This window comes from Mesorhizobium sp. LCM 4576 (genome assembly GCF_001854815.1).
In the GTDB taxonomy this organism is placed as follows: domain Bacteria; phylum Pseudomonadota; class Alphaproteobacteria; order Rhizobiales; family Rhizobiaceae; genus Mesorhizobium; species Mesorhizobium plurifarium.
The window spans coordinates 259365-285806 of sequence record NZ_MDDT01000007.1 but is presented as its reverse complement, the minus strand read 5'-3'; the positions used below and the strand labels follow the sequence as shown (position 1 = coordinate 285806).

The 26442-nt window shown below is 62.3% G+C and carries 31 protein-coding genes; 11 read left to right on the top strand and 20 right to left on the bottom strand.

Annotation, left to right across the window (positions count from 1 at the left end; all coding sequences use genetic code 11):
- Nucleotides 1–14 precede the first annotated feature (14 nt).
- Nucleotides 15–728, bottom strand: coding sequence for a Crp/Fnr family transcriptional regulator (locus LCM4576_RS03515; RefSeq protein WP_071030537.1), 714 nt, complete (start codon nucleotides 726–728; stop codon nucleotides 15–17).
- Between the two features lie 106 nt (nucleotides 729–834).
- Here LCM4576_RS03515 and hemN point away from each other — a divergent pair, with 106 nt between their 5' ends.
- Nucleotides 835–2208: an oxygen-independent coproporphyrinogen III oxidase gene (gene hemN / locus LCM4576_RS03510; protein ID WP_071030586.1), complete on the top strand. Its 1374-nt coding sequence runs from the start codon at nucleotides 835–837 to the stop codon at nucleotides 2206–2208.
- Between the two features lie 20 nt (nucleotides 2209–2228).
- Here the strand turns inward: hemN and LCM4576_RS03505 are convergent, their stop codons facing one another.
- The 6 genes from LCM4576_RS03505 to LCM4576_RS03480 form a co-directional block, all read right to left on the bottom strand.
- Nucleotides 2229–2660, bottom strand: a complete 432-nt coding sequence (locus tag LCM4576_RS03505) for a potassium channel family protein (protein WP_071030536.1) — start codon at nucleotides 2658–2660, stop codon at nucleotides 2229–2231.
- 93 nt (nucleotides 2661–2753) lie between these two features.
- Nucleotides 2754–3194 (bottom strand): group III truncated hemoglobin, encoded by a 441-nt coding sequence (locus LCM4576_RS03500; protein WP_071030585.1) that lies wholly within the window; start codon nucleotides 3192–3194, stop codon nucleotides 2754–2756.
- Nucleotides 3195–3216: 22 nt separating this feature from the next.
- Nucleotides 3217–4083, bottom strand: coding sequence for an SUMF1/EgtB/PvdO family nonheme iron enzyme (locus LCM4576_RS03495; RefSeq protein WP_071030535.1), 867 nt, complete (start codon nucleotides 4081–4083; stop codon nucleotides 3217–3219).
- Nucleotides 4084–4152: 69 nt separating this feature from the next.
- Nucleotides 4153–5256, bottom strand: coding sequence for a copper-containing nitrite reductase (gene nirK / locus LCM4576_RS03490; protein WP_071030534.1), 1104 nt, complete (start codon nucleotides 5254–5256; stop codon nucleotides 4153–4155).
- Between the two features lie 247 nt (nucleotides 5257–5503).
- The gene (locus LCM4576_RS03485) at nucleotides 5504–5950 is read right to left on the bottom strand and encodes a pseudoazurin (RefSeq protein ID WP_071030533.1); all 447 of its coding nucleotides are present in this window, start codon (nucleotides 5948–5950) and stop codon (nucleotides 5504–5506) included.
- A gap of 157 nt (nucleotides 5951–6107) precedes the next feature.
- On the bottom strand, nucleotides 6108–7307 hold the full coding sequence (locus tag LCM4576_RS03480) for an NnrS family protein (protein WP_071030532.1): 1200 nt from the start codon (nucleotides 7305–7307) through the stop codon (nucleotides 6108–6110).
- 204 nt (nucleotides 7308–7511) lie between these two features.
- Between LCM4576_RS03480 and LCM4576_RS03475 the strand changes: the two genes are divergently transcribed.
- Nucleotides 7512–8216, top strand: coding sequence for a Crp/Fnr family transcriptional regulator (locus LCM4576_RS03475; RefSeq protein WP_071030531.1), 705 nt, complete (start codon nucleotides 7512–7514; stop codon nucleotides 8214–8216).
- Between the two features lie 5 nt (nucleotides 8217–8221).
- Here the strand turns inward: LCM4576_RS03475 and LCM4576_RS03470 are convergent, their stop codons facing one another.
- The 3 genes from LCM4576_RS03470 to LCM4576_RS03460 form a co-directional block, all read right to left on the bottom strand.
- Nucleotides 8222–8428: a DUF1858 domain-containing protein gene (locus tag LCM4576_RS03470; protein ID WP_071030530.1), complete on the bottom strand. Its 207-nt coding sequence runs from the start codon at nucleotides 8426–8428 to the stop codon at nucleotides 8222–8224.
- 417 nt (nucleotides 8429–8845) lie between these two features.
- On the bottom strand, nucleotides 8846–9361 hold the full coding sequence (locus LCM4576_RS03465; protein WP_071030584.1) for a GNAT family N-acetyltransferase: 516 nt from the start codon (nucleotides 9359–9361) through the stop codon (nucleotides 8846–8848).
- A 44-nt stretch (nucleotides 9362–9405) separates the two neighbouring features.
- Nucleotides 9406–10053 (bottom strand): helix-turn-helix domain-containing protein, encoded by a 648-nt coding sequence (locus LCM4576_RS03460; protein WP_041006344.1) that lies wholly within the window; start codon nucleotides 10051–10053, stop codon nucleotides 9406–9408.
- Between the two features lie 227 nt (nucleotides 10054–10280).
- On the opposite strand from LCM4576_RS03460, the gene LCM4576_RS36455 reads away from it, so the two are divergent.
- Complete coding sequence (locus LCM4576_RS36455; RefSeq protein WP_157900468.1) at nucleotides 10281–10454, top strand: hypothetical protein; 174 nt, start codon at nucleotides 10281–10283, stop codon at nucleotides 10452–10454.
- 84 nt (nucleotides 10455–10538) lie between these two features.
- A complete protein-coding gene (locus LCM4576_RS03455; RefSeq protein WP_071030529.1) occupies nucleotides 10539–11522 on the top strand; it encodes a zinc-dependent alcohol dehydrogenase family protein in 984 nt (327 codons plus the stop codon).
- A gap of 113 nt (nucleotides 11523–11635) precedes the next feature.
- Here the strand turns inward: LCM4576_RS03455 and LCM4576_RS03450 are convergent, their stop codons facing one another.
- From LCM4576_RS03450 to LCM4576_RS03430, 5 genes are all read right to left on the bottom strand, one after another.
- Nucleotides 11636–12229, bottom strand: a complete 594-nt coding sequence (locus LCM4576_RS03450; RefSeq protein WP_071030528.1) for an NAD(P)H-dependent oxidoreductase — start codon at nucleotides 12227–12229, stop codon at nucleotides 11636–11638.
- A gap of 24 nt (nucleotides 12230–12253) precedes the next feature.
- Nucleotides 12254–12640 carry a hypothetical protein gene (locus LCM4576_RS03445; protein ID WP_071030527.1) on the bottom strand — a complete coding sequence of 129 codons (387 nt, stop codon included), beginning with the start codon at nucleotides 12638–12640 and terminating at the stop codon, nucleotides 12254–12256.
- 88 nt (nucleotides 12641–12728) lie between these two features.
- Nucleotides 12729–13178 carry a thioredoxin TrxC gene (trxC, locus tag LCM4576_RS03440; RefSeq protein WP_071030526.1) on the bottom strand — a complete coding sequence of 150 codons (450 nt, stop codon included), beginning with the start codon at nucleotides 13176–13178 and terminating at the stop codon, nucleotides 12729–12731.
- On the bottom strand, nucleotides 13175–15043 hold the full coding sequence (locus LCM4576_RS03435) for a heavy metal translocating P-type ATPase (RefSeq protein WP_071030525.1): 1869 nt from the start codon (nucleotides 15041–15043) through the stop codon (nucleotides 13175–13177). Before LCM4576_RS03435 ends, trxC begins: the two co-directional genes overlap by 4 nt.
- Before the next feature lie 11 nt (nucleotides 15044–15054).
- The gene (locus LCM4576_RS03430; protein WP_071030524.1) at nucleotides 15055–15441 is read right to left on the bottom strand and encodes a DUF302 domain-containing protein; all 387 of its coding nucleotides are present in this window, start codon (nucleotides 15439–15441) and stop codon (nucleotides 15055–15057) included.
- Between the two features lie 150 nt (nucleotides 15442–15591).
- Here LCM4576_RS03430 and LCM4576_RS03425 point away from each other — a divergent pair, with 150 nt between their 5' ends.
- Entirely contained in the window at nucleotides 15592–18273 is a 2682-nt protein-coding gene (locus LCM4576_RS03425) for a bifunctional acetate--CoA ligase family protein/GNAT family N-acetyltransferase (protein WP_071030583.1), read from the top strand.
- 16 nt (nucleotides 18274–18289) lie between these two features.
- Here the strand turns inward: LCM4576_RS03425 and LCM4576_RS03420 are convergent, their stop codons facing one another.
- Together LCM4576_RS03420 and LCM4576_RS03415 are read right to left on the bottom strand one after the other, a co-directional pair.
- The gene (locus LCM4576_RS03420) at nucleotides 18290–19846 is read right to left on the bottom strand and encodes a bifunctional aminoglycoside phosphotransferase/ATP-binding protein (protein ID WP_041005826.1); all 1557 of its coding nucleotides are present in this window, start codon (nucleotides 19844–19846) and stop codon (nucleotides 18290–18292) included.
- Between the two features lie 66 nt (nucleotides 19847–19912).
- A complete protein-coding gene (locus tag LCM4576_RS03415; protein ID WP_041006156.1) occupies nucleotides 19913–20311 on the bottom strand; it encodes a cytochrome c in 399 nt (132 codons plus the stop codon).
- 165 nt (nucleotides 20312–20476) lie between these two features.
- Here LCM4576_RS03415 and LCM4576_RS03410 point away from each other — a divergent pair, with 165 nt between their 5' ends.
- The 6 genes from LCM4576_RS03410 (at nucleotide 20477) to LCM4576_RS03390 (ending at nucleotide 24599) form a co-directional block, all read left to right on the top strand.
- The gene (locus tag LCM4576_RS03410; protein WP_041006329.1) at nucleotides 20477–21313 is read left to right on the top strand and encodes a universal stress protein; all 837 of its coding nucleotides are present in this window, start codon (nucleotides 20477–20479) and stop codon (nucleotides 21311–21313) included.
- Nucleotides 21314–21463: 150 nt separating this feature from the next.
- On the top strand, nucleotides 21464–22000 hold the full coding sequence (locus LCM4576_RS03405; RefSeq protein WP_071030523.1) for a cytochrome b: 537 nt from the start codon (nucleotides 21464–21466) through the stop codon (nucleotides 21998–22000).
- A gap of 195 nt (nucleotides 22001–22195) precedes the next feature.
- On the top strand, nucleotides 22196–22645 hold the full coding sequence (locus LCM4576_RS03400; protein WP_320411838.1) for a sigma-70 family RNA polymerase sigma factor: 450 nt from the start codon (nucleotides 22196–22198) through the stop codon (nucleotides 22643–22645).
- Nucleotides 22646–22773: 128 nt separating this feature from the next.
- On the top strand, nucleotides 22774–22935 hold the full coding sequence (locus tag LCM4576_RS36735; RefSeq protein WP_181170376.1) for a hypothetical protein: 162 nt from the start codon (nucleotides 22774–22776) through the stop codon (nucleotides 22933–22935).
- A 115-nt stretch (nucleotides 22936–23050) separates the two neighbouring features.
- Complete coding sequence (locus LCM4576_RS03395; protein ID WP_071030522.1) at nucleotides 23051–23857, top strand: nucleotidyltransferase; 807 nt, start codon at nucleotides 23051–23053, stop codon at nucleotides 23855–23857.
- Complete coding sequence (locus tag LCM4576_RS03390; protein WP_071030521.1) at nucleotides 23850–24599, top strand: metallophosphoesterase; 750 nt, start codon at nucleotides 23850–23852, stop codon at nucleotides 24597–24599. The genes LCM4576_RS03395 and LCM4576_RS03390 overlap by 8 nt, the downstream gene beginning before the upstream one ends.
- Before the next feature lie 3 nt (nucleotides 24600–24602).
- Here LCM4576_RS03390 and LCM4576_RS03385 read toward each other — a convergent pair whose 3' ends face one another.
- From LCM4576_RS03385 to LCM4576_RS03375, 3 genes are all read right to left on the bottom strand, one after another.
- Nucleotides 24603–24881, bottom strand: coding sequence for a hypothetical protein (locus LCM4576_RS03385; RefSeq protein ID WP_071030520.1), 279 nt, complete (start codon nucleotides 24879–24881; stop codon nucleotides 24603–24605).
- Between the two features lie 73 nt (nucleotides 24882–24954).
- A complete protein-coding gene (locus tag LCM4576_RS03380; protein ID WP_071030519.1) occupies nucleotides 24955–25968 on the bottom strand; it encodes an ATP-dependent DNA ligase in 1014 nt (337 codons plus the stop codon).
- The gene (locus LCM4576_RS03375) at nucleotides 25962–26393 is read right to left on the bottom strand and encodes a GFA family protein (RefSeq protein WP_040983628.1); all 432 of its coding nucleotides are present in this window, start codon (nucleotides 26391–26393) and stop codon (nucleotides 25962–25964) included. Before LCM4576_RS03375 ends, LCM4576_RS03380 begins: the two co-directional genes overlap by 7 nt.
- Nucleotides 26394–26442: the final 49 nt, after the last annotated feature.

Sequence of the window (26442 nt, the reverse complement as noted above, 5' to 3'; positions counted from 1 at the left end):
GGTTCGATAGCCGATCAGTCGCCGCAGCGTTCCTCGAGCTGAGCGATGCTTGCGAGGCTGATGTGCCGCTTGTTTACGATCCGGATCGCCCCGTCCACTCGCAGCCTGGAGAATTCCCGACTTACCGTCTCGATCGTCAGCCCAAGGAAATCGGCGATTTCCCCGCGTGTCAGCGGCAGATCGAAGCTGATAGAGTCTGCTGGATGTCTGGAGGGGCCGATGTGTCCGGCGAACATAAGAAGGAAGCTTGCGACTTTCTCGGAGGCGGTCTTGCGCCCCAGCGCCGCCATCCAGTCGCGCGCGTCGTCGAGTTCGTTCAGCGCGCGCCTCAGCAGCAGGCGTCCAAGTTCCGGCACCTCGTTGGTCATTTGATCGACGATCGCTCTTGGAAACGAGCATAGCGCCATATTCGTCAAGGCTTCGGCCTTGATCGGCCTTTTCGCCTCGAACGGCCTGCCCAGAAAATCGGGCGCGAAATGGAAACCGACGATCTGCTGACGACCATCCGAAAGACTTATCGTGAGCTTGACCACCCCGGACAATAGGTTCGAGTAGGTTCCGTCGTCGGGCAGGTCCGTCCCGGCCAAGATCTCGTGCCTGGAGGAGGCTTTGGYCAAATCGGCAAGTTGGCGGTTGTTGAACGCACCGCATAATCCGGCCCGCCGCGCTTCGCAGGAGTTGCAAATTGCGGGAACCTCAGCCTGTTGAGCATCTTGTATRCCGGCCATTGTGACGCCCGTGGTCAAATAGAGCGGCAATTTGCGCCGGTTTTGGCTTGAGCTGCCTTGATCTAAATCAAGGTTTTGGCGGTGCCGTTCAGGTAGCTTGACCGTCATGACCGCTCCTGTCGCTATCATCCAGCCCCCGCACTCAATTCCGGCCAAGGGCCTGGGCGACAACGTACCGCGATACACGAGCTATCCGACGGCGCCRCACTTTCATCCGGGCGTTGACGCGGTAACGGTTCGCGGGTGGATGGATGCGCTTGAAGGCGATGACGAGATATCGCTCTATCTGCATATCCCCTATTGCGACCGGCTGTGCTGGTTCTGCGCCTGCCATACCAAGCAGACGCGTCACTATGCGCCGGTGGCGACCTTCCTGCGCTCGCTCCACAAAGAGATCGAAACGGTCGGTGGCCTTGTGAACGGCAGGGTCCGTGCCGTTCATTTCGGCGGCGGCTCCCCGACGATGCTGAAGCCCGACGACATCCTCATGCTTGGAAAGGCGTTGCGGGAACGGTTCGACTTCCTTGCCGATGCCAGCATCAGCGTAGAGATCGATCCGAACGACATGAACGAGGGCCGGCTCGACGCCTTCGCGGCCATCGGCATGACGCGAGCGAGTCTTGGTGTCCAGGACTTCGATCCCAAGGTGYAGAAGGCGATCAATCGCGAGCAGAGCTTCGCGCTGACCAAGAGCATCGTCGATGCGGTGCGGGCCCGAGGCGTTCTATCCGTCAACCTGGACCTCTTGTACGGGCTGCCATACCAGACCAGCGAGAGTGTTGCGGCGACCGTCTCCCAGGCGCTGACACTGGCGCCCGACAGGCTGGCCCTGTTCGGCTATGCGCATGTCCCCTGGTTCAAGAAGCATCAGACGATGATCGATGAGGCATGGCTGCCCGATTCCGCCGCTCGCCTGGCGCAGTCGCGGCTTGCCGCCCAGATAATTGTCGATGCCGGCTATGAAGCCCTGGGGCTGGACCACTTCGCCAAACCGCAGGATGCGTTGGCGGTCGYGGCTCGCGCCGGCAAGATCCGGCGCAATTTCCAGGGCTATACCGAAGATCAATGCGAGACCCTTATCGGCCTCGGCCCGTCCTCGATCAGCAGGTTTCGCCAAGGCTATGCCCAGAATATCGTTGCCACCGGTGAGTATCAAAAGGCCGTGGATCGCGGACAACTGGCAATAGCGCGGGRCATCGAGTTCAGCCTGGATGACCTGGCGCGGGGCTGGATCATCGAGCGGCTGATGTGCAACTTCGCTTTCTCGGCCATAGACCTTGTCGAACGCTTTGGAGCGGTCGGCCAAACGCTGCTCTGCGAAGCAAGCCGCCTGGCCATCAGCGGCGCCGGCCGATTTCTTCGACTCGATGGTGAGAGCTTCGTGGTGCCCGAGGAAAGCCGTCCTCTCGTCAGGACCGTGGCRGCGAAATTCGACAGATATCTTGGCAATGGGATCGGCCGGCACTCGCTGGCTGTCTGAGCGATGGCTCGGGCCGCGGATCAAAAATGCTCGCCTACCCTGAAAGGGCCCACACGGGTGCCGGCGGCGATCAGATAGGCGGTCGACCAGCCGATCAGCAGAAAGCCGTTGATGCCCTCCAGGGYCGCCAGCACGCGCCAGCCGTGAGCGGGCACCACGTCTCCATARCCGACCGTTGAAAAGGTGATGGTCGAGAAATAAAGCGCCGTCTCGAAATCGCTCAGGATTCCGAGCAGCCGGTAGACTCCAGCCCACAGCCAGACTTCCACCGTCATCACGGCGAAAAGTCCCATGACCACGGTGATCATGGCCAGCACCCGGCTGCGCCGCCCATGCATGCGGAAGAACGCCACAAGGCGTGCCATCACGTGAGTGATCGCGATAAGGCCGAAGGTGTGAATCCCGACCGTCAGGCTTATGACGATCGTACCGAAGCAAAGATCGAGGATCATCGGCGGAAACTACGAACCCCGACCGCGGCGGTCCTTGCGCAAAATCAAGCCTGCCATCAGTCCGGTGAATTCTCCGCGCCGGCGGGATCGCAGCTACTCACTGACGGCGGAGCCGAGACGGAAGAACATCGCGAGCTTCAGACTTGTTGCTATCCGTTCGGCCCGCTCGACGAACACCGCCGCGATCTCGGGGATGAAGAGCTCGGACGCCGTCTTGCCGAAGAGAGCCAACCAGATACTGAAATCGGCTTCGGTGACGTCCGTAAGCCTCAGGTRAACTGGCACCGGCCGTCCATGATAGTCGCCGCTCTTCAGAATGACGGAGCACCAGAAATCCGTCATCTTCTCCAGATGAGGCTCCCAATCGCCAGCGATTTCCCGGGCGAAGATGGGTCCGAGCCGCTCGTCCTTTCTCACCCTGGAATAGAATTCGCGGACCAGCGCTCCAATCGAGGCTCGGTCGACGCCGGGGCTTGCCAGGGATTGTTCGGCGGCAGGGCGAATCCTGTCGAGGAAGACCGGCTTTGAAGTCATTCGCATTCCTTTTTTGGAGCGATCAGGCGAGGCCAAGGCGGCGAAGCGCCGCCTGCAGGAAGCCTGCACGATCATGCACGAGACGGAAGCCCAGATTGTCCGGCGGGGTGCCGACCGCGCAGCCGCCGCTTTTGCCGTCGCGGATGAAGTTCGACATGTAGGTGCGGTGGAATCCCTCCACAACGTGAACGCCGCAATTGCTCAGCGAACTGGCGGCGCCGTCGCCGGACATCGTCACATGGGCATAGCAGGTCGATGTCCATTCCCAGACATTCCCGGCAATATCCGCAACGTCCTTCGAGTTGGTTCCAAATGCCCCGGCAGGTCGCGGTTCAGGATCGGCCTTGCGGCCGAGCGCCGACTCGTTGCGATATTGGGTGAGCCACCGCCTCGCCGGATCCGCCGGGTCGCCTTCACCAGCTTCTATGTCAGCCCGAAACCGCTCGGCCGCGGCATAGGCCCACTCGACGTCGGTCGGCAGCCGCCACGTCTCGCCTGTCTTTGCCGATAGCCAATTCGCGTAAGCCTGCGCATCGAGGAAGCTGACGCCCGTCGCCGGAACGTTGCCGACGATGCTTGAGTCGGCAGGCTTGCAGGCGCCGTCCGAAACGCAGCGGTCATAGTCGGATGCGGTCACCTGGAACTTCATGATTTCCAGAGGCGCGTCGATGGTTTCCCTCGCTACGGGTGCGGGCGCGGGATGGCTGTCTCTGAGGAACTCGCCAGGCTGTGGGTGTTCGAATGACCCGCGCTTCAGGGCTACCAGCTCCGCCGCCGCGGCTGGAACCCGGGACCGAGGGGACGTCCCGTCGATCGCATTGCTGAGGCCCAATCCGATRAGGGCGGCGGCAGCCATGGTTCCAAATGTGAAGACAGGATCGAAGGACATGTTCAAAATCCGCCTGCGACCGCGACCCGCCGGCGATGCCGGCGGGTCGTGGAAGATCGCCTTTCCGGTTTACGAGGCAATCGCCTTGGGAGCTTCGATCTGCATCATCAGGTCGTCGTCCCAGGTTCCATCGACGGTGAAGTGCGCGGTGGCGCCGAGCTCGACAGCCTCGATCAGGTTGTGATTGACGTAGGCATAGACGCCGGGCTGCCGGAAGGTGTAGAGCGCCGCGCCCGCCGAACCGCCGCGGATGAACCAGGTCTCCATGTCCTTGGCAGGGGGGTTCGCGAACTTGCCAGCTYCCCAGACGAAGTCGCCGTGGCCGCCGATCAGGTGCGGACGGGTGTCGCGATTGGCCTGAGAATGGACGATCAGAACCGTTYCGCCGACTTTGGCCTTCATGGCGGTTTCGCCAGTCAGCGATCCCGCCTTGCCGTTGAATACGACATGGGTCGGGATCAGGCCGCGCATCACCTTAACGGTGTCGTCGTAGTTGTCGCCGGCCGAGTCGTACTTCTTGAATTTTCCCTGCTCGTCGCGCGGGATATAGAAGTCATTCTCGCCGATATAGTAGATGCGATCGTAGCGGACGGGCTTGCCCTTCTCGTCCTTCAGGCCGTCGCGCGGCAGGACCATCACCGCGCCGCTCATCCCCGACACGACATGCCACGGGATCATCGCGCCGCCAGGGGCGCAATGGTAGACGAACGTCCCCGACCTGGTCGCCTTGAAGCGGAGCGTCACCTGCTCGCCCGGGTTGATCAGCGTCAGCGCGCCGCCACCGAGTCCGCCGGTCGCCGCATGGAAGTCGATATTGTGGGCGAGCGTGTTGGTATCGGGATTGATCAGCGTGAGCTCGAGATAGTCGCCTTCATGCACGACCATCAGAGGGCCCGGGATGGAGCCATTGTAAGTCATGGCATTGAGTTGCGTGCCGTCGGCGTCGATGACCACCGGCTTCTCCTCGATCTTCATGGTGAACTCGACGACCTTGGGGCCGCCCTTGGCCACCTGATCGTGAGCGTGCACGAAAGGCGGCGCCACCAGGGTCACCTTTTCGCGGGRCAGCCCGGACACATCCTTCGTGGCTGCCATTACCGGCGTCGAGCCGATGGTGGCGACGGCGGCGGCGGTCAGAACAGAACCCAGCAAAGCTTCGCGTCTCGTAAGCATTCTTCATCTCCTCGACTTCAACGTTTCGATAAAGCCAAGATAGTGTCTTCGCGCGGTGCGTCTTTGCGTTTGCGCAAATCTGAATGAAATGAATTTTCAACTTTGGAGGCGATTGCTGGGCCATGTCGGTGCGGGGTTGCCGTACAGCGACGTACCATCTCAATATGAAAATGGCCGGGTCAGACCTCTCACCAGGTCCGCCCGGCCAATGCTTCCGGCTCGCCATCGCCGGAGRCAGTCTCTCGGATCAGTTCGAAGCAGCTTTGGTCGCCTCGGCGAACAACTCGGCGAAGACCRGCTTTGCCTTGCCGATCTGCTTGACGGCCTCTGCTGCGTCCAGGTTGACCGRCTTGCCGACGACGATCAGCGCCACCATGCCCATGCCATAGTGGGGCGCGCATTTCACGCCATAGACACCTTCCTTGGTGAGGGTGACCGTTATCTCCTCGCTCGGCTTGCCCTTGAAGGCTTCGGCGCCGTCCGGGATCATGCCCTTGATGATCTCGGCGTTGTGGGTCTTGTCGGTCGGCACGAACTTGATGGTGTCGCCGGGGGCGGCCCGGACGAAGTCGGGCTGGAAGACCATCGAGCCCTTGTCACCCTTGTTCAGCATCTGGACGACATGTTCTTCGGCATTTGCGGCGCCGGCAATTGAGAGCAACGCGATCGCCGCGGCAATGAGGGGCAGTTTCATTGGAATAGTCCTTTCTTTTGGTTCACCACGGCATCAACCGTTGCCTTCTTGTAGATCGCCGGACGGCTTGGCGATTTGCGCTGGCGCAAATTGCTCGACGAAAATGAGCGGCGCGGAAGCAAGAAACCGGGTCATGGCGGAACGTCTCCGCCAACCGTCAGGCGGCGCTCTTGCGGCGCGTTAGCAGGCGTGGCCGCATCAGCATTCCGCCGAAGCGCACAGCGTAGCCGACGAAGGCGGCAACCCAGAGCCCCGCCGACATATGAAGGAGAAGGGCCATGTCGGGAGCCATGGCGGCCGCCACGCGCAAAATGGCGGCGATGACGATTGCAGCAAAGATCGCCCGTGTTCCGGCGTCCGCCRCCAATTCGCGGCCCGTGTGGCCGAGGGAGGCGCGGGTCATGACGGCCAGGGTCATGCAGGCCACCGCTCCCACGGCCAACGCATGAATGCCGGCCACCACAGGAACAGTTCCCGGCGCGAGCGCGGCCAGTCCGGCAAGCAGCAGGCCTAATGGCACAAAGGCGAATGCAACGTGCAGGATCAGGACCAACGGGTCGGCCAGTGTCCGGTCGCCCGCCCAACGAGCGAGCCGGACGGCGTTGAACATTGCTCCGGCAATCAGCAACGCGCCCGTGCCTGTGTTTTCGGGAAAGAAGGTCCATGCGGCAAGGCCGGAGGCCGACAGCGCGATCGTCCCGACATCAAACCTGCTGAATGGTGCGGGAAGCCGGCCGGGCTTCTCGCGGACCAGCCAATTGYGGGTGAAACTGGGGACTATCCGCCCGCCGATGATCATGATGAGGACGACGACGGCCCCAAGACCCAAGCGGCGGCTGATGTCGGAGATGCCCTGGTAGTGCGCCTCGGCATGAAACATGACGTTCGCCACAAAAAGGACTGTGACGGGCAGTAGGACCTTGAGGTTTCGCCAGTTTCGGCCGGCGACGATTTCGGTTGCCGCGGCAGCGACCACCGCTAGAAGAAACGAGCAGTCTATGATCGCGCTCAAGAGCCAGCCCATTTGCGCAGAAAAGAACACTGCCAAGCGCCCCGCGATCCAGAGCAGCACCAGTATCAGCAAGCGACCGTCCTGCACGGGAAGGCGTCCGGTCCAGTTTGGGATCGCAGTGAGCAGGAAGCCTGTCACGACCGCCGTCAGGTAGCCAAAGAGCAGTTCGTGGATGTGCCAGTCCACAGGCTGGAACAGACTAAGGGTTTCAAGCCTGCCGTAATAGAGCGGCAGCCACATAAGCATGGCAGTGGCGGCTTGCAGCGACGCCAGCAGGAAGAATGGTCGGAAGCCGTAGGAGAGTATCGCCGGATAGGCGCTTGGCCGCGTCCGCGGAATTGCCATGACATGCCTCGTTGAATCCGGGCAAAAGTGCCCATGCGCCTCTTCTACCCCGGCCTCAGGAAGAGACATTGGCCTTAGCGCAAACAACAGAGCGGTTGGTTGGCGCTACCGGCACAAGGCTTCGCTTGCCGACGGCCTGTCCCTCGTGACACAGTCTGGTCCGCAAGTCGGGGGCAGCGCGGTTGAGTTGGGGAGGGAAGGCAGTTGGCAAGCCTTGATCGGTCATTGATTGCCGGGCTGCCCGTCTTCGACGGGATCGCCGCGGCGGACCTCGATCGCATAATCGGACAGGCAAGGTCCATTCGTATCGCCAAGGATCAACCGGTGTTCGAGCAGGAGCAGGAGGCCCATTCGTTCTTCCTGCTGCTCGACGGCCATGTGCGCGTGGTGAAATCGACTCCGGATGGGCATGAGGTGACCGTGCGCTACATCAGCCCGGGCGAATTGATGGGGATCGCCAGCGCTCTGGGCCGGACGACCTATCCGGCGAATGCCCTCGCGGCGGTCGATTGCGTGGCGCTTGCCTGGCCGARCCAGCTCTGGGCCACATTCGCGGCGDGCTACCCAAGCTTCGGCGCCAATGCCTACAAGGCGGTGGGAACAAGGCTGCAGGATGCTCATGCTCGCGTCATCGAGATGTCCACCGAGCAGGTGGAGCAGCGCGTTGCGCATGYCTTGCTGAAGCTGATCAAGCAGTCGGGGAAAAAGACCGAGGAAGRCATCATGATCGACTTCCCCATTTCACGCCAGGACGTTGCCGAGATGACGGGCACCACGCTTCATACGGWCAGCCGGCTGCTTTCCGCCTGGGAAGACCAGGGGCTGGTCAAGAGCGGGCGACAAAGGGTGGTCGTGGTCGAACCCCATCGCCTCCTGGTCATAGCCGAAGGCCGCTCGGCAAAGGGCTAGCCTGCTCAGCCGGCGTCGATGGCCGCCTCCAGGTCGCAGCGAAGCTGGTCCTCGTCCAGGYCATGCTCGCGTGCCGCGTCCGAAACGGTGTGGAAGGAAGCGATCGGACAGCCGACGCACAGCATTCCGTGCTGGAGAACGACACGAATTGCYGCCGGCGTCTCGCGCATGATCCCGTCCATCGTCGCGTCATCCTTCAGTTTGCGTTTCATGCCGACTGTCCGCGTTAAGGATCGGCATCTTGCATCCGGTTGCCTGGATGCTCGTTGCGCTGGGACAAAGAAGGAGCAACTGGCTACGGGTGTATCGGTGGCTTTATTCGAAAAGCGGCTCTTCGGATTGGCCGTGYTCACGCACCCTCGTGGCAGCTCTGGTTGAAGAGTCAGTGAGACCTGTGGACACCTAGGGGGTGGAGCTTTCGTGGRGCATTGCGCGGCTGATGCCTTGAGTCTGGCCCGCAGCCGTGACAGGATTTGAACCGCTCGCCTATTGGCGGAACGTCGATCAAATGCCAGAGCTGWCAGTTGAGGTGGATGGTCGATCCCTCAGCGGTGCAGCCATTTGCCGGCTCGCCACCGGTCTCGACGACCCTGGTAGCGGGCTCCCATGCGGTCGAAAACGGCAAGGTCTTAACTCGCCAATTTGGCGCCGAGCTTCCGCTGGACCCTGACAAGGGTCGGATCGTCAGAATCCGTCGTCACAGTGAAGCCCATCTCGCGCTCGAGCTCGATCGCCGCGCGGTTTTCGCGGCTCTCGATCGACTCGACTGTCTCGATGCCGTGATCGTCTGCGTAATGCCCGATGTAGCCGAGAAATTCCCAGCCGACGCCGAGATGCTTGCGATCCTCCCGGATGCAGAGGGCGACCTCGCCGCGCCGGTCGGCCGGATCGGCGGCGAGGGTCGCCACCGCGATCAGCATTCCATCGGTCGAAAAGGCGAGAAAGTTATGGATGTGGGGATCGTCGGAACGGGTCATCGCCACCAGGCGCTCATGCGACACTTCCCGCACGGCGCCGAGGAAACGGAAGCGCAAATCCTCCGGCGTTACATGTTTGAAGAACTCGGCGACGAGTGGCTCGTCATCAGGGCGGGCACGGCGCACTTCGAACCGAAATCCGGTGTGCGTGATGAGCGTGCTTGTCATTGTCGTCCCTTTCAGGATTGGTGCGTGGAACTGGCTCGAATGCTTCATTCCCCCATTGCCAGCAGCGTGTCCCGCTTGAGGATCTCGATGCTGCGAAGGCTGAGCAGACGGATCACGCCTTTCTCCTTCAGGCGGGTGAAGACCCGCGAGACAGTTTCGATCGTGAGGCCGAGATAATCGCCGATGTCGTTGCGCGACATCGGCAACTCCACCTGCCTCAACCCGCCCTGGCGCTCCGACATTTCGACGAGGAATGCCGCGACGCGCTCGATGGCGTTCTGGCGGCCAAGCACCAGGAGATGTTCCTGTGCCCGGGTAAGGCCTTTGAGGGCGAGGGGCAGGAGCTGGCGGGACATGTCCATGCCCGAGGGAGTGCGATAGACGCGGACCCCGGTTGCATTGATCGCTTCGGCGAAGAAGTGATGGGTAGCGTCGGCCTCGAAGCCGAATGTCTCGCCCGCCAGATGGAACGCGCTGATCTGTCTGCGGCCGTCGGTGAGCAGGCGATAGATGCGCACGGCGCCGAATTCGACCTGGTAGAGGGCGCCTGCCTTTTCGCCCTGGGCGTAAATCTCGGCGCCTGCCGGGAAGAAGCTGACCGGCTGTACCATCGCTCCTTCGAAGACGGGCGAGGAATCCTGCTTTGGCAGATAAGACGGCAGTTCGATCTTGGCGGAAGCTTGAGCGTACATGGCTGTGGTCCCGGTGAATTCGTGACAACAGCAATCGCGCAAATCCCGCCACGCCGAAATTCGGTTATGTCCCTACGGGAAACTACCTAGAGCCGAGCTCGAAATCACCCGATCGATCCATGCATCGCCGAGCGTGTGGCGCATTATGCAATTGACCACGATCAAGGTCGGCAGGAATTGGCTGGGCGATTATTCGGTCAGAACCAGCCAACCAAGGGAATGTGGCCATGACCTCCGACACCGTCGAAATCTGGGCTGGGATACTCGGCCTGGCCTATCTCGGCGCCCTAGGCCTTTATTTCGAAATGCTGTCCGCTCGGAAGCGCCTGCACGTTGCGGCGAGCTACGGCTTCGGCCGCCACGAGCGGTCRCACACGGTGAAGGGCAAGCATACGCGATAGGACCGTTCGACATCAGGCCGTGCATTCCCGATTTTTGCGAACGCGGAACGATCCGTCCCAACCATTTCCGGACCGAGGTGCGTCATGAAGGCAATGGTGCTGGAGAGGCCCGGCACTCCTCTGAAGTTCGTCGATCGCTCCGACCCTACGCCGCGACCGGGCGAGATAAGGCTGAGGGTCGAAGCCTGCGCCGTCTGCCGGACCGACCTGCATATCGTCGATGGYGATCTGCCGCGGCCAAAGTTGCCGCTTGTTCCCGGCCACGAGATCGTCGGTATCGTGGACCTGGTTGGCGAGGGCGTGTCACAGTCGCGGCTCGGCCAGAGAGTGGGCGTCCCTTGGCTGGGACATACTTGCGGCCATTGCCCCTATTGTGTCGCCGGCGCGGAGAATCTTTGCGATCTGCCCTTTTTCACCGGCTACACACGTGACRGCGGCTTCGCCAGTCATGTCGTTGCCGACGAGCGTTTCGCCTTCGATCTCGATGCCACGGCGGACCCTATGTCGCTGGCGCCGCTCCTGTGCGCTGGACTGATCGGCTGGCGCTGCCTCAAGAAGGCGGGCGGTGGCAAGCGGCTGGGGATCTACGGCTTCGGCGCCGCGGCGCATATCGTCACGCAGGTCGCGGTCTGGCAAGGGCGTGAGATTTTTGCGTTCACCCGGCCTGGCGATGCTCAGGCACAGGAATTCGCACGCTCGTTGGGCGTTGTCTGGGCAGGATCGTCCGAGGAACCGCCCACCGCCGAGCTCGACGCGGCGATCATTTTCGCCCCGGTCGGCGACCTGGTGCCGGCAGCGTTGCGGGCTGTACTCAAAGGTGGTCGCGTGGTTTGCGGCGGTATCCACATGAGCGACATCCCGTCGATGCCATACCGACTTCTCTGGGAAGAAAGAGAGTTGTTGTCAGTCGCCAATCTTACCCGGCGAGACGCGGAGGAATTCTTTCCGATAGCGAAGCGCGCTCAGGTGCGCACGCACACAAAAGTCTATCCGCTTGCGCAGGCCAACCAGGCGCTGGACGATTTGCGGATGGGCAGGGTGAGCGGCGCCGCTGTTCTGGTGCCGTGACATTCGGCAGACTAAACGCGTCGCGATCTTTCAGATTCGTTCCATGCGCTTTGGGTTTTTGATTTTCCGCATGTCTTTATCCCGAAACCGGTTCCCACTTCGGGAGACATGCTTTAGACCGCGCGTTCGCCCAACCGTTGCATCTGTTTGAGCCAACTCGCCCGTTTTGCCTCACTGGCGCTTGCGACCATGCCAAACAAAGTTTCTCTCACCGGCCTGATGCCGACAAAGTTGAGAATGCCGCGGCGCATGCCGGCTATCCCGTGGCTGAGGAACCAGATTCGGTAGAGGGTTGCGGGCATGCCCATCGTCACCACCAGCCGGGCTGAGCGGCCGCACAGCAGGGCTTTGGCGAAACCTTCGCCCTTGGCGGGATAGGCGAACGCCGTTCCCGGTCGCATCACCTGCTCGATGAATGCTTTGAGCAGAGCCGGCACAGTGCCCAGCCAAAGCGGAAAGACAAAGATGAAATGCTCCGCCCAAACGACCGCCTCGGCGRCTTCCTTGAGACTGTCGGGGATCGCTCCGTGCTCGAACTCCTGCATCGTCCGAAGGAACGGAATGTCCAACGAGGCCAGATCGATCTTGCGCACGATATGGCCAGCGCGTTCAGCGCCGTCGGCGTATGCGGAGGCCAAGGCGCGGCAGAGCCRCTCCGGGGACGGATCGGGGTGGCCGATGACAATGAGGATACGGCGAGGCACCATTTGGCTCCCACCACGGAGGGACTGCTAGGGCCGTTCCACGCGGGCGACCTGGTAAGTGTGCATGGCTCCGTTGCGGGTGATCGAGACGTATTCTCCGGTCACAAAGCGTTCGTCGCCGAGATGGAAGCCAACCTCGTCGTCACGATCACCCTCTGCATAGTCAAAATACCATTGCCCRCCGGGTTTGCGGCGCAAACGGCCGATGAGATCGTCTTCGCCGGTGCGGAAGYGACGGACACGACAGAAACCCTTGTGCGATTTCCATTCATCGGCATTCAACCGTCCCTCATCGGTAAGCGGCGCCAGCACGTCGTAACCTTCCTCGCGGTCGCCCTCCGGATGGCTCTTTTCGCGGGCCAGAAGCAGGCGGATGGTCCTGAAGTTCGGGGTGAGATCCTGCAAAGTGGTCATAGCATTCTCCTTTTCAGGCAATTCCTAGCGCAGCGCCTGGGCGCCACCTTGACCAGGATCAAACGGCTGCTTGGTTGCTGGGTGGAGCTCAGTTGCCGCCGGTCGGAATGTGGCTGCGAACCCAATTCACGATTTGGCTTGTGCCCATCGCGCCCGAGATACGGGCAATCTCATGCTGGCGGTGAAAAAGGATCATGGTGGGGATGCCGCGAACAGCCAGYCTCGCCGCGACGGCCTGCTCCTTGTCGGAGTTCAGCTTGACCAGCCGAATGTGAGGCTCGAGGGTCTTGGCGGCCGCCTCATAGGCTGGCGCCATCATCTTGCAGGGACCGCACCAGGGGGCCCAGACGTCAACCAGGACGGGGAGGCTGCCGCGCCCGACCTGGCGATCGAAGTTTGCCGCGTCGATGTCCTGTGGAAGCCCCGAGAACAGCAAGGCGCCACACTTTCCGCATTTGGCATCGGCGCTGTTGCGGCTGAGCGGCAGGCGATTGACCACACCACATTTGGTGCAAACCACCAGATTGTCCTGCGTCATGACCTTTCAGGTCTCCTACGTTCCAAACGCCCCTCGCCAAGCGCACGCAGCGCATTGAGGATGACGGCGACGTCTATCCCCTCCTGAAGCAATGCGCCTGCCACGGGCGTCAGGTGCCCCATGGCGGCCGCAATCATCGCGGCGCCAGAAAGCGCCAGTCCGGCGATGATGCTCTGAAGAGCGATGCCGCGCGTGCGCCTGGCGACCCACAGTGCTTCCGCGACTGGCTGCAGGCTATCGGTCAGCACAACAACATCGGCGGCCTCCGAGGAGGCCGTGCCGCCGCGAGCTCCCAGCGCGATGCCAACGGTCGCCGCGGCCAGCGCGGGAGCATCGTTGATGCCGTCGCCGACCATCATCGTCGGCGCCGTCGCCTTCTCGGTCTCGACCGTTCCGACCTTGTCGGCCGGCGTGGCATCGGCAAACATGGCGTCGAGTTTGAGCGATGCGGATATCTTTTCGGCGGCCGCGCCATCGTCGCCGGTCAGCATCACGATCCGCGTGACGCCTGCCGAACGCAAGGCGCCAATCGTTTCGACAGCATCCTCGCGGATGGCGTCTCCGAATGTGAAGATACCGGCAAGTCGACCGTCCAAGGCGATGAACACCCTCAGCACTTGCGCGCTCCGGTGCCGTTTGTCTCCACTTTCAGCCCATCCTGGCAGCGGCTCGCCCCCAAGAACGAGTGACCGCGACCCCGCAGCGACCGACATCCCGTCCACCAGACCCTTGAGGCCTTCTCCACGATGCTCGCGGACATCACAGGGTTGGGAAAGCGTCAGCTTTCCATGGCGGGCGGTGCGGACGATCGAATCCGCGAGGACATGGTGGGAGGCCTGTTCCAGCGAGGCCAGCAGCCGCAGCAGTTCATCGGCTTGCTGGTCCGGAGCGACGTCGATCTCGATCAGTTCGGCGCCGCCGAGCGTCAAAGTTCCGGTCTTGTCGAAGATTGCGGTGCGTATCTGGGCGAGCGCCTCGAGCGCTGCGCTGCCTTTCATAAGAATGCCGGCGTGGGCAGCGCGCGACACGCCCCCGATGAATGCAACCGGCGCTGCGAGGATCAGCGGACAGGGCGTGGCGACCACCAGCACCGCAAGGCCGCGGATCGGGTCACCCGAAAGCTGCCAGGCGATGCCGGCGAGCAGCAGCGTGACCGGAAGCAAGAGCAGCGCGAAGCGATCAGCCATGCGTATGAACGGCGCCTTGGCCGTTTGCGCGGCCGCGACCATGCGCACGATCGCGGCGTAAGTGCTATTATCGGCGATGGCCGAGGCCCGCATGACAAAGGCTTCGCCGGCATTGACTGTGCCGCTGCGCAATGTGTCGCCGGCGCCGCGACGCTCCGGCAGGGGCTCGCCGGTGACGGCCGATTCATCCAATAAGGCCGAAGCGTCGAGCAGGATTCCGTCGACCGGCAGCAACTCGCCGGCGCGCACCAGAAGCTCGTCGCCGACCGCGACGCGATCAATCGGAACGGTTTCCGTGCCGAGTGCCGATTYCAAATGCGCCACTCGCGGCGCCCTGTCGGTCAGCGCTCTGAGATTGCGTTCCGCCCTGCCGCGCGCAAAGTCTTCCAGCACCGTGCCGCCGGCATACATGATGGCGACAACCACCGCCGCCAGTGCTTGCCCCAGCAACAGGGCCGCCGACATCGAAACCAGCGCGATCGCGTCGACACCGATCCGGCCGATCCAGAAATCGCGAAAGATGGAGATGGCGAGGGTGATAACGACCGGCAGGGTTGCCGCTGCCCAGATTGTGTCGGGCGAGAGCGGGCCAGCACCGCTCCGCCACACGCCCAACCCAAGTGCCAGACCCGTTGTGGCTATGAGCAGCAGCGCGCGCCGTAATGCGGACTCGTCCATGGCGTCGGCCGTCAAAGTTCGTTGATCAGTTCCTGCAGCAACAACCGGACATCCTTTGCTGTTGCGGCAAGCGCTGGATTTTCGATGGCCCCCATCGCCGCTGCCGGATCGACCGCGGCAATCTCGACTTTGCCTGGCGAGATCTCGGTTACAATCACGTTGCAGGGCAGCATCGCGCCGATCTTGTCCTCGGCCTGCAGCGCGCGCCATGCGAAATGCGGATTGCAGGCGCCGAGGATCATGTAAGGCTTGAAGTCGACGCCCAGCCTGACCTTCATCGTGTGCTGGACATCGATCCGCGTCAGGATGYCGAAGCCCTTGCCGGCAAGCTTTTTGGTGACATGTTCGATCGCCGCGTCAAATGGCATGTCGAGGTTTTTGCTGAAATAGTAACTCATCGGGATTCTCCTTCGACGGACGGTCTTCGCCCGCAGAGCAGCCTGGCCGCAGCGTCGCTTTAGCTAGCCTTGGGGTGCCGGTGACGCTTTGATCCAGCGCAATGAATGTTCATCGCCTTCAGTGAATGTGGCGGCGAGGAGTTTTCCGGAATGACGATCCGAAATCTTGAGTACGCAGTCTCACCGAAATCCGTCGCCGTCGTCGGCGCGACTGAACGCGCTGGTTCGGTCGGTCGTGTCGTCTTCGACAACATCGTCGTCGGCGGTTTCGAGGGAGAGATTTGGCCGGTTAATCCCAAACACTCGCAGGTGGCCGGCCACCGCTGCTACGGCAGGGTTGCCGACCTGCCGGGCATTCCCGATCTGGCCGTGATCGTTACCCCTCCCAACGCCGTCCCCGGTATCGTGCGCGAGCTGGGTGAGAAAGGAACGCGAGTAGCCGTCGTCATCACCGCGGGGCTCAATCACGGAAACGGTCTGCGCCAGGCAATGCTCGATGCCGCTGAGCCGTCGCTCATGCGCATCATCGGGCCGAACACGGTCGGGTTGATGGTTCCTCCCGCGAAGCTCAACGCAAGTTTTGCCCACATGGCGGCCCGACCGGGGAACATCGCGTTGATCTCGCAGTCAGGCGCAATCGCTACATCGCTGATTGATTGGGCAGCCGAGAACAATGTCGGCTTTTCCCGGATCATCTCGCTTGGCGACATGGCGGACGTCGACGTCGGTGACTGCCTCGACATGCTGGCGGGTGATTTCCACACGCGAGCCATCGTGATGTATCTCGAAACGATACCCAATCCGCGCAAGTTCATGTCGGCCGCGCGGGCGGCGGCGCGGCTCAAGCCGGTCATCGCAATCAAGCCTGGCCGGCACGAACAGGCGGCCAGGGCGGCGGCGACACACACAGGCGCGCTTTCGGGCGCGGACAGGGTGGTGGACGCCGCCTTGCGGAGGGCAGGGGTGCTGCGTGTGGATGATCTGGCCGAGTTGCTCGATGCGGCGGAGACGGTCGCGCGCCACGCTCCGCTCGAGCGGGCGCGCGTCGGCATCGTCACCAATGGCGGCGGCGCCGGCGTTCTTGCCGTCGACAAGCTCGTCGATCGTGGTGGCGAGTTGGCTGAACTTGCGCCGTCGACGATCACGCGACTCGACCATGTGCTCCCGCCGACCTGGTCGCATGCGAACCCGATCGACATCGTCGGAGACGCGGCCCCGGAGCGCTACGGGGCGGCGCTCGAAGCCTTGGCGGCGGATCCGGGGACGGACGTCATCCTGGTGATGAACTGCCCCACCGGGCTTGGTTCTTCGGCAAACGCGGCCAGGAAGGTGGCCGAGCTTGGCGACGAAGGCGAGATCGGTGGAAAGCCGCTTCTCGCGTGCTGGCTCGGCGAGCATACCGCGCGAGAGGGCCGGCGCGTCCTGACGGAGGCCGGCATCGCCAGCTTCGAAACGCCCGAGGACGCGGCGATCGCAGCGTCCTATCTCAGCGAATGGTCGCAGGCCCAGCGGGCGCTCCTGCGCACGCCCTCAAGCCAAGGTGATGACCAGGTCCACGGCAAGGCCGCGGCGCATGCGATTTTCCGGCAGGTGGCCAGCGAAGGGCGGCGCATGCTGACGGAGCCGGAAGCAAAGGCGGCGATCTCCGCCTACGGCATCGCCGTGCCGAGAACCATTGTCGCCGGCTCGGTCGCGGAAGTGGCGCGGGCGGCCGGCGAGCTTCTCGAAAGCTCGGAAAGAGTGGTCGTCAAATTGCTGTCGAAGGTGGTCTCACACAAGTCGGACGTCGGCGGCGTGGTTCTTGACATTGCGACCGCCGAGAAGGCCGCGGAGGCCGCGCGGTCGATCGAGACACGCTTGCGCGCGCAGGCGGCGGGATCGAAGCCGGACGGCTATACCGTGCAAACAATGGTCGCGCGCGAGGATGCGCAGGAACTCATTTTGGGCATGAGCGTGGACCCTATGTTCGGGCCCGTCATTCTGTTCGGCGCCGGCGGCACAGCGGTCGAGGTCGTGAACGACACCGCGATCGCCCTGCCGCCGCTTGACGACGTGCTGGCCGCGGATGCGATCGACGCGACCAGGATAGGTCGCCTGCTTGCCGGCTATCGCGATCACAAGCCCGCCGATCGAGCCGCGATCATCGCCGCGCTCAACGGCCTGTCGCAAATGATCGTCGACTTTCCCTGCCTGGTGTCCCTCGACATCAACCCGCTGCTGGCGGACGCCGAGGGTGTGATTGCGCTCGACGCCCGCATCGAAATCGACCCGCGACGGGTGGACGATCCGGCGCCAAACCCGGCTCTTGCGATAAGACCCTATCCGTCGGGATGGGACCGGGATTTTGTCTCGGATAGTCTCTCCTTCCACATCCGGCCGATCATGCCGGCGGACGTAGCGCTCTATCCTGCGTTCCTGGCCAAGATTTCACCCGATGATCTGCGGCTGCGATTCCTGTCACTGCGGAAGAACTTTCCGGATCAAATGCTGAAGCGRCTCACCCAGCTGGATTACGATCGCGACATCGCCTTCGTCGCGCTGGAAAAGGACACCGGAGYGCTGGCCGGAATCGGTCGGCTTTCCTGCGACCCCGATCACCGGACAGGCGAATATGCCTTGCTCGTCCGGTCGGACCTGCAGGGCCATGGTCTCGGATGGGACCTGCTGAACCAGCTCATCGACTATGCGAAGGCTGACGGCATCGGTCGTATCGAAGGCATGATCCTCAATGAAAATAGCAAGATGCTCACAATGTGCCGGGAGTTCGGCTTTTCGGTTGCGCACCATGCCAGCGAGCCGGGCTTGTCTGTAGCGAGGCTGGAGGTCAGCTAAGCGGCGGCAGTGTCTATCATCCTGTCTGTCTGAARCTCTGTGCAGTTGAAGTCTTGCCTTCAATCAAGGGCACCATCTCGGCCGTGATTTCGCCCACCTTGCGGTCCGCCTCGATCTTGCGCCAGGTCGATGCACCGGCGTCACGCTGCAACTGCCGTGACAGGATGTCGACCGTGGCATCCGACGGGCCGCCCCTGCGCTCGCTGACACGACGCCAAAGCACAGACGGATCTGCCGCCAGCCAAAATCCGGCAAAAGGAACGTCTGCCTCGCTCGCGGCGCGCTCGATCCTGTCGCGATCCTCCGACCTGTCGAATACAGCGTCGGCGACGACAGAACCGCCTTCGGCAAGGATCAGCTCCGAACGCCAGGCGATCTGGCGATACACGCGTTCCGACACGCCGGGCCGGTAGGCCTTGTCGGGCAGCTTGGTCTCGGCAGGTACGCCATGCATGGCCTTACGGATGCGATCGCTTTCGACAATCCGCGCACCGGGTGGCGCGCCGATTTGGGCAGCGATCGCTTCGGCGACCGTCGTCTTGCCCGAGCCGCTCAGACCGCCGATCGCGACGAGTCGAGGTGGCGTTTCGACGAGCAAAGCCTGCGCGAGTCGGAAATAGGCGCGCGCTTCAGCTATCAGCTTTGTCGAGTCGCGGCTGCCCTCCTCGACCTGGGTCGCGGTCACGTGAGCGCGCACCGCCGCGCGTACCGCCATGAAGAAAGGCAGCAGGATGAAGCCGTCCTCGTCGTCGGCGTCGTCGAGATAGCGATTCATCACAAGATTGGCGAACTCAGGAAGACCGCGATGCCACAGGTCCATCAGCAGGAATGCGAGATCGTAAAGGACATCGACGGTGGCGATCTGATCGTTGAACTCGATGCAATCGAAAAGGCGAGGCTCGCCATCGAAGACGCAGATGTTGCGCAGATGCAGGTCGCCATGGCAGCGGCGGACCCGGCCCGCCGCCTCGCGCCGGTCAAGCAGGCCGGCATGGCGGGCGAGGGCGGCGCGAAATGTTGCGTCGAGCGTTTCAATCTCCTTTCCGTCGAAGACGTGGCTTGTCGCAAATCCGGCCGAGTTGATTTCAAGCACCCCGCCGATGTTCGCCGATCCGCCGCCGGCATGGATCACGTCGGCGCCGCGGTGGTATTGCGCAATCATGCGCGCCACGCCCGTCATCAGGGCGGGGGTCAACGCTCCCGCGGCGGCCATCCGATCGAGGAGGTTCGACTGATCGAAGCGAACCATCTCGATAACGGCGTCAACCAGTTCGCCCGATCCATCCAATGCAAGCCTGTCTCCCGCVCGTGTGATGCGGTGGACATCGAGATAGAGACCGGGCGCCGTTCTGGAGTTCAACTCCACTTCCTTTTCGCACGCGGCGACCCGCAACTCCGGCGTTGAGAAATCGACATAGGGCAGCTTGACTGCGCGCTTCATCTTGAATGCGCGTTGGCCAACAAGGAAGATCCGCGAAATGTGGGTTTCGATCGCCTCGACGGGACCAGCCTCACCATAGGTGGCGGGGTCCTTCAGCATGTCGACCACGATGTCTTGGTTCTCAGTGATCATAAAGTGCGTCCTCGACCTTGATTGCATTGTCCCTCGGTCTTGCCGGTTGAAGCCCTATGAGCCCCTCTAGCGTTGGAGCGTCTTGACGTAACCGGCGAGGTTTTGAATGCGTTCCGTGGTGACGGCCTCTCCGCCATAGGGCCCGTATTTCTTCACGTCGTCAGGCAGGAACTGATTGCCCCAGATCGGCATGTCGCGCTCGCCATGCTCGGGCACGAGGCCGCGGCCGTCGATTGTCGCGTAGACCCGCCAGTACGGAAACTCCCCGCCATTGCGCTTCGCAAGCGTGGTCAAGTTCGCGGGGCGCTTGCGCAATACGTCAGCCATTGGTCCGTCACCCCTGCCGTCCACACCGTGGCAGACGGCGCAGGAATTCAGATATTCCTGCTCTCCATTGCTCATCTGCTGTGCCGCCGCGGCACTCAGCGTCAGCACCAAGAAACCTATCGTCGTTCCGAATCTCATTTGATCCGCCTCCAGCCATGGGGACAGGCTAAGGCTTGTCGCGCGCATGGCGTTGACTGGGATCAATCTCGAGAGCGGATCGGTTTGATTCAGCGCAAGGACGGTTTCCGACCACCTGGCTATGGCTGCTCCTCTGTGAACTTTCCCGAACAAGGAGAAGCCGCCATGCCATTCAAGACATTGCTCACGGTTACAGGGGCCGATCAGGGAGATGATGATCTGAGGCTTGCCACGGGCCTGTGCGAAGAAATCAATGCCCATCTCTCGGTGCTTGTTCTGGTCATCGCGGCGCCTCCTTCTGGCGGAGCATATGCCGAGGTGGTTTCGCCGGCTTGGCTCGCGGAGCGGGAAGCCGAGATGGTAATGCTGCAGAAGCGGAATTCGGCCGTCTCCAAAATGCTGTCGGCGAGCCCGGTATCGACGGACCTGAGCGATGACTACCCGGACCATGCCTGGGCGGATGAGGTCATTGGCCGGCGCGCGCGCTACGCCGATCTAACTGTGCTTGGGCCAGACTTGCTGACGAGCCAAACGCTCAAGGAGAAAGTCATCGAAGGCGCGCTATTTTCGTCTGGGAAGCCACTCCTGCTTGTCCCCGATGGGGCAACTGCGACGTTGAAGCCGAAACGCGTTCTGGTCGCATGGGACGCCAGCCTGGAAGCGTCGCGCGCCTTGCGGGAGTCGCTCGACCTCCTTTCGGGCGCCGATGAGGTGCGGATCGTCATGGTCGACCCGATCGAGGACGAACGGCATCACGGCGCGGAGCCCGGCGCGGACGTGGCTACTTATCTTTCCCGTCATGGCGTGAAGGTGGCTGTAGACCGACTGCCGAGTTCAAATTACTCGATCGCCGATGTTCTGCGCCAACATGCCGTCGACACTGGCGCCGAACTCATGGTCATGGGGGCCTACGGCCATTCCCGGCTGCGCGAGAGGATTTTCGGCGGCGTCACCAGATCGATGATCGAGGACCCGAGGCTGCCGATCATCATGGCTCGTTGAAGCYTTATCCAGCGAGAGGCGAATGCCAATTCTTATGTTTCGCTGTCCAAGTGGCCCATATGTCGTCTCGGCGCCGGTGGAGGAGCTATCTGGAACATATCGGCGCTTGTGCGATTGTGAGAGCGCCAAACGACCTCAAAGGCACCTCTGATGCATCGCTATTCGCAGATCACGATCGCAATTCATTGGCTGACGGTGGTGCTCGTGGTGGTCGCGTGGTTCACGGCCGTAGGGGGCCGACACGCGCGGACCGATCCCTCCTACGTTCACTTTACAGTAGGGCTTGCCGTGTTGCTGTTGGTCATTCCTCGTCTACTGGCCCGACGGCTGGGCRCCGCGCCCCGGATCGAAGATCCGCAGAATCCATGGCTCGACCTCGCAGCGCGTGCCGGACACACTCTGCTTTACGTTCTTCTCATCGCGCTGCCGCTAAGCGGTTGGTACGCCGCCTCTCGGCTCGGCGTGYCAGTCTCCTTTCTTGGTGTCGGTCTGCCGAGCCTGACGGCGGCAGTGCAGGGCGCGCCAGGAGAGATTGCCGACTTGCACGAAACCGCCGGAACGCTGATCCTTTGGCTCGCCGGCCTGCATGCTCTGATCGCGCTTTGGCATCAATTCGTTCTGAAAGACCGGACGCTCGAGCGCATGAATCCCATGGCGCCGTCTGATTTGAGTGGGAATCATCGATAGTTTCCGATCGTCTAATCTCTTTCGTCGTGTTTGGGTTCGCCAGACCATACGAGAGAATACGAAGGAAACGGGTTGGCGAACCAGCCGCTAACGTATTGACTTCCTGTAGAAAACGACGACCCTCCGGGCCCACCAAATTATTGTATATCAATACGTTGCGCTTAAGACTGACGCCGACGATCTTGTGCAGAAACCCTGCTCAAGGGGATAGCGCATATCGATCAATTCGAACCYGGCACCCGGATCAAGTCATGGCTGTTCACGATCATGCGCAATACCTTCTATACGAAGCACAAGGTCTATACGCGCGAGGCGCCGGGAGTGAATGATTGCGCATCGGCCCGTTCAATCACCTATGGTGACCAGGAATGGCATCTTCGCAGCCAGGAGGTTCATGCCGCTATCGGCAAACTGCCTCCCCAGCAGCGGGAGGTCTTGGTGCTGATAGCCATCCTCGGCGTAAGTTATGAGGAGACAGCGAGCATCTGCGGCTGCGCTATCGGCACCATCAAAAGCCGGTTGAACCGGGCACGGATATCTTCAGCCACAGCCGTGGACTCTTGGGCCAATGTCCCGTTGCCTCTTGGCCAAACGCCAAGTCGGCGCTGGCGGACGATGCCGATGGATGCCGGCAATAGGCGGTAGCGGCGGGCAGCGGCCCGCGGATTGTTTGCCGCGCCGGACGGAACATTCGAGCCCTTCACCGGTTAGCGTGGGAACCGGCAACATCTTCGTTGCTGGAGCGGCACCTTCGACCCGGGAAGGGAGGAGCAATGTCCGGCACCGATTTGTGGCTCATCGTCGTCGCGGGCGGTCCCCTCATCCTCCTGCTTGCGATCATCTACGTCCTCGTTACACGCCGCCGCCGAGGACCGGCGGAGCGGCGCGAGAGCGACCGGGCGGTCGAACGCCTCTATCAAGAGGAAGGGGACTAGCGCCTCTGTCCCGGCGACGCTCGTCATGAAGCGTGACGTCGAGCGCGGAACAACGCCGGATCACCGCTGTTTACCGGAACGTATGGATGAAGATCAAAAACCGGAGYAACGGTTGATGACCAATGACGAGTTGCCGGGAGTGCTTGCGACGCTGCCGGTGATCGACGCAAAGGCGGAGCCGACGCTGAAGAGCGYCGAGGCGGAGGCCTTCTACACGAACGCGATCCGCGAACTCGCCGCCACCGACATTCCCTTCCTGGTTGCCGGCACCTATGCGGTAAGCGCCTATACCGGCGTCGTACGCCAGACCAAGGATCTCGATATCTTCTGCAAGGCTGGCGATTGCCCGCGCATCCTCGCCCATTTCAAGGATATCGGTTATGCCGTCGAGATCGAAGACGATCGCTGGCTGGGAAAGGTCTTCGAAGGCCCGCATTTCTTCGATGTGATCTTTGCATCAGCCAACGGCACCATGCAGGTCGAGGACCAGTGGCTGGAGCATGCCCGGCAGGTCGAGCTGCTCGGCAGCCGTGTCCGGATCATCGGACCGACGGAGCTCATCTGGTCGAAATGCTTCATCCAGGACAGGGGCCGTCACGACGGCGCCGACATCGCCCACACCATCCTCAAGGCGCATGACCAGATCGACTGGCACAGGCTGCTTTCCTATCTCGATGTCCACTGGGAGGTGCTTTTGATGCAGTTGCTCAACTTCCGCTGGATCTATCCGAGCGAGCGCGACCTCGTTCCCGACTGGCTGCTCGACGATCTGCTCAAGCGGCTGGCCACGCAGCGGCGGCTGCCGTCGCCCAGAATGAAGATCTGCCGTGGCCGGCTGCTGTCGCAGATCGATTATGAGATCGACGTCAAGGAATGGGGCTTTGCGGGCGTCGGCGGTGTTGGAGAACTCCGCGATGGCTGAACCAAGCAAGGCAGACCGCAAAGCGAATGRCAACGGCAAGGTCAAAATCGCCGCCGTAGGCGATCTGCATGTTCAGGAAGATTCGCAGACGTCCTACCGAGATCTGTTCGGCGAGGTTTCGCGCGAAGCCGACATCCTCGTGCTTACCGGCGATCTCACTAATCTCGGCAAGCCCAAAGAGGCCGAGCTTCTCTCCGAGGACCTGCGCGCCTGCTCGATCCCCGTCGTCGCAGTGCTCGGCAATCACGACTACGAATCCGGCTGCGTCGACCAGATCGCGGCCACGCTCCGTCAGGCCGGCGTCTACCTCCTCGATGGTCAGGCGACGGAACTGATGGATGTCGGCTTTGTCGGCGTCAAGGGTTTTATCGGCGGCTTCGGGCCAAGGATGCTTGGCTCCTTCGGCGAGCCGGCAATCAAGACCATGGTGGCCGAGAGCGTCAATGAAGCGATGCGGCTGGAGAACGCCATGCGGCAAGTCCGCGCCAAGCGCACGCTGGTGGTCCTTCACTATGCGCCAATCGTGGAGACCGTCGCCGGCGAGCCGCCGGAAATCYTTCCGTTCCTCGGATCATCCCGGCTTGCGGAAACGATCGACCGCTTCAAGGTGAGCGCCGTGGTGCATGGCCATGCGCATCGCGGCAGCTACGAAGGGCAAACCCCCGGCGGCGCCAAAGTCTACAACGTCGCCATGCACATCACGAAGCCGACGGGCCGGCCTTACGCATTGATCGAAATCTGAACTTTAGACCTCGTCGAAGCGGCTGCCTTCCTTGGAAGGATCTCGCGACAGCACGCGTTCCTCCTCGTCGTCCGGCAGAGCCTCATCGCTCTCCTGATCGGGATTGTCATCATCCTCGTCAGGCAAGGCTCCCTCGGTCTCGCGCTGATCGGGGCCATTCTCGGTGACCACGCTGTCAGGGAGCACTTTGTTGCCCTCGAAGGAATCCCAGTCCTGCTGTTCGATGGTCGGCGCTTCGACTTCGTCCTGCCGTTCGGATCGTTGCTTGTTACGGGGGTCCATRTCGTCCTCCAATGCTGGCTGACTGTTTCCTCAGGAACCGCCCTGGCGGCCGATTGTTCCGGCAAGGGCGCAGCTACGCGATCTGCTCGAACGTGCATTGGCGCGGCGCTTTATCAGGCCGCCAGCGCAAGAGTCTTGTGCCGTGCCTGAAACGCTCGCTCGTGACATGGTCGAAACGAACCTCGACGACCAGTTCCGGCTTCACCGGTTCCCAGTCTCCGCTGCGCTCCGTGCTCCAGCGGCTCGGCCCGCCCGGCGCCTTGCCGGTGAAACCCGGGCCGCCGCGCAACTCTTCGAGCCGCTCCGTGAGCGCCGCGCGCTCGTCATTGGCGATGGTCGAGGTGAAGCCGACATGATCGAGCTTCCCATTGTCGTTGTAGAGGCCGAGCAGCAGCGACCCGACCTGCCGCCTGGCGTTCAGATAGCGGAAGCCGCCCACAACGCAGTCGGCGGTGCGCAGCCGTTTGACTTTGATCATGGCGCGCTCGCCGGGCTGATAGGGTTCGTCGAGCCTTTTGGCGACRACACCGTCGGTTGAGCCATGGCCGGCACCTTGCAGCCATTGCCTGGCGGTGGCGATCTTAGTGGTGGATGGCRACAGGCGGAGCGCGGTATTCGGTGCCTTGGACATAAAGGCTTCCAAAGCGTCGCGCCGGGCGTGCAAGGGTCGTTCGAGCATGATCTTGCCGCCTGGGGCGACCAGGACGTCGAACAGGATCAGCCGTGCCGGCGTCTCCACGCTCAACTTGCGGATACGGCTCTCTGCCGGGTGCAGCCGCATCTGCAGCGCGTCGAAGGAGGCGCGGCCGCCGATCTCGATGACGATCTCGCCGTCGACGACGAAATCCTTTGCATCCAGGCCGCGCAACATTGCCTCCAGCTCCGGAAAATAGCGGCCGAGAGGCTTGCCGGATTTCGCCCGCAGTTCGACCGCCTCGCTGCCTTTGAAGGCAAGGCATCGAAATCCATCCCATTTTGGCTCGTACTGCCAGGCGTCTTTCTCCTCCGGCAGCGCGTCGGCGGTATGCGCTTCCATCGGTGGTGTGCCGGGAGGCAGCGGAAATCCTTTGGTCGAAGCCGCTACCATCGCTCTTCCGTATCGTGATGGGGCAGGTCGAGGCCGCAGCAGACCCAGCCAAGGCGCTGCGATGATCCATAATTGTATTGGGGCGGAAGCTCCGCCGGATCGTCGAAGCTTCCGATGTGCAGCGCGATCTCGTCCCGGGCGGCATCGTAGGAAAGGGTCAGCGGAGAACCGCAGTCCCGACAGAAGCCTCGCCTGGCGATGGGCGAGGACCGGCGGCTGGCTGGCTCTTCATCAAGCCAGGAGAGGCTTGCGCAAGGCACCCAGGCGAGAACCGCAAAGGCGCTGCCGGTGGCTCGGCGGCACATGTCGCAATGGCAATAGTGAACGCGTGGGTCGCCGGTGACGCGGTAACGGATCCTGCCGCAGAGGCATCCTCCCGTTCGTTCGACGGCAGCGGCTTGGGCGGCGGTCGCGGATGTTTCCATCCATCTTGAACGCATCGGCGGCAGTTGTGTTTCGACGGAACAGCTGTCG

Excerpts from the sequence above, each read along its gene's own strand:
- LCM4576_RS03385 (WP_071030520.1), bottom strand. The coding sequence starts at position 24,881 with ATGGACCCCCGTAACAAGCAACGATCCGAACGGCAGGACGAAGTCGAA.
- LCM4576_RS36735 (WP_181170376.1), top strand. The coding sequence starts at position 22,774 with ATGTCCGGCACCGATTTGTGGCTCATCGTCGTCGCGGGCGGTCCCCTC.
- LCM4576_RS03375 (WP_040983628.1), bottom strand. The coding sequence starts at position 26,393 with ATGGAAACATCCGCGACCGCCGCCCAAGCCGCTGCCGTCGAACGAACG.
- LCM4576_RS03460 (WP_041006344.1), bottom strand. The coding sequence starts at position 10,053 with ATGTACGCTCAAGCTTCCGCCAAGATCGAACTGCCGTCTTATCTGCCA.
- LCM4576_RS03415 (WP_041006156.1), bottom strand. The coding sequence starts at position 20,311 with ATGAGATTCGGAACGACGATAGGTTTCTTGGTGCTGACGCTGAGTGCC.
- LCM4576_RS03410 (WP_041006329.1), top strand. The coding sequence starts at position 20,477 with ATGCCATTCAAGACATTGCTCACGGTTACAGGGGCCGATCAGGGAGAT.
- LCM4576_RS03465 (WP_071030584.1), bottom strand. The coding sequence starts at position 9,361 with ATGACAAGCACGCTCATCACGCACACCGGATTTCGGTTCGAAGTGCGC.